Raw genomic sequence first — 2,100 nt, forward strand, 5'->3', positions numbered from 1 at the left:
GAGCAGCTGGCCGCGCTGCTCCGCCCGGCCACCGGATACCCGCTGCCGGTCACCGACGCCGCCCGGCCCGAGCCGGCCGGCGGCATCGCGCTGGTGCTGGTCGACGACGAGACCCTCGGCCCGGAGGGCTACCAGCTGGACGTCACCCCGACGGGGGTACGCATCGCCGCGGCCGGACCCGCCGGACTGCTGCACGGTGTGCAGACGCTGCGCCAGCTGCTGCCGGCGGCGATCGAGAGCCGCACCCCGGTGGCCGAGCGGTGGGCACTTCCCGGCGGGTCGATCACCGACCGGCCGCGGTTCGCCTACCGGGGCGCGATGCTCGACGTGGCCCGGCACTTCTTCGGCGTCGAGGACGTGCTGCGGGTGGTCGACCACCTTTCCCGGTACAAGCTCAACCACCTGCACCTGCACCTCACCGACGACCAGGGCTGGCGGATCGCCATCGACTCCTGGCCTCGGCTGGCCGCCGTCGGCGGGGTCGGCGAGGTGGGCGACGGCCCTGGCGGGTACTACACGAAGGCCGACTACCAGCGGATCGTCGCCTACGCGGCCGAGCGGCACATCACCGTGGTGCCGGAGATCGACCTGCCCGGGCACACCAACGCGGCGCTGGTCGCGTACCCCGAACTGGCCTCGGCGGGAATCGTGCCGACGCCGTACACCGGCACCGAGGTCGGCTTCAGCTACGTCGACCCGGCCAGCGAGCGGACGTCCGACTTCGTCACCGACGTGCTCGCCGAGGTGGCCGCGATGACGCCGGGCCGGTGGCTGCACATCGGCGGGGACGAGGCGTTCAAGGTGAAGGGGGAGGCGTACACCGGCTTCGTCGAGCGGGCGCAGCGGATCGTCGCCGGCCTCGGCAAGACCGTGGTCGGCTGGCACCAGCTCGCGCCCGCCGGGCACGTCGACGACCGGGTGCTCCAGTGGTGGGGCACCGACGCCGACGACCCGACCACCGCCGAGGCGGTACGCCGGGGCGCCCGGCTCCTCCTCTCCCCCGGCAACCACGCCTACCTGGACATGAAGTACGCCCCGGACACCCCGATCGGGCACGACTGGGCCGGCCTGATCGAGCTGCGGCGGTCGTACGAGTGGGATCCGGGCGCGCACGTGACGGGCGTGCCGGAGGCGGCGGTGCTGGGCGTCGAGGCACCGCTCTGGACCGAGTCGGTGACCTCGCTGCCCGAGGTCGAGTTCATGCTCTTCCCCCGGCTGCCCGCCCTGGCCGAGCTGGGCTGGTCGCCGCGGGCCACGCACGACTGGGACCGGTTCCGCGACCGGCTGGCCGGGCACGGCCCGCGCTGGACCGCCGCCGGCATCACCTTCCACCGCTCGCCGGAGGTGTCCTGGCCGGCGGAGGCGCCGGTGGCGGCTCCGGTGCCTGCGGGTCCGCGGCCCGCGATCCCGACCCAGCCCGGCCCCGACGACGCACCGGCCACCGCCCGGTCCGTCTGATTCCCAGTTGGCACGGGCCAGCCGCCGACCCCGCTTCCGGAGATCGGCGGCTGGCCCGACCCGGTCCCGGCCCACCATGCCGGGTCGCCGCCGCTGGTGGTGCCGTCGCCAGCCGGGATGGACTGTGTCGGCGGGGTGGCCAGGGTCGGGCTGGTGCTCCGTCCCGTCCGTGCCGCAGCCAACCGTGCATCGAGGTGAAACAGCAACAGGGCCGCGGCGATCGAGGACGCGAACCGGCGGCTGGCGACCGGGCGTCAGTGGCCGCGGCGGCCGGCCTCGGGAGTGTCGTGGCCGGAGCGGGCAGTTCCGCCTCGGCGTGATACCTCAGAGTCATAAATATGCCGCTGAGTCATCACGCTGTCGGGCGATTGTCGGCACTGGCGTCCCGCGACGCCCTGGCACCCCTGCGCACTGGCCCAGGGCGCTCTTCCAGTCGTGATCCACTCCGCGTCGGCGATGTGGCGGCATCCAGAGCCGACGGAACCGTTGTCCGGCGACCGGCCGTTGTCCCGGCGACAGGCCGTTGTCCGGTGCTGGCCCGGGGGTCCGGTGGCGTGGTGGCTGTCCGCGGACGCCCGGGATGTCTGGATCGCGGTGCCCGGTGGGGTGGCGGGTGCCGGGTTTGGACGCCGGTGTGGGGTG

1 protein-coding gene is annotated in these 2,100 nt (G+C 74.3%); it reads left to right on the forward strand.

Annotation, left to right across the window (positions count from 1 at the left end; all coding sequences use genetic code 11):
- The coding region (locus tag DLJ47_RS14560; protein WP_109900567.1) for a beta-N-acetylhexosaminidase at nucleotides 1-1,458 on the forward strand (1,458 nt) is incomplete at its 5' end.
- Nucleotides 1,459-2,100: the final 642 nt, after the last annotated feature.

It is taken from the genome of Micromonospora sp. S4605, from assembly GCF_003176715.1.
GTDB lineage: Bacteria > Actinomycetota > Actinomycetes > Mycobacteriales > Micromonosporaceae > Micromonospora > Micromonospora echinaurantiaca.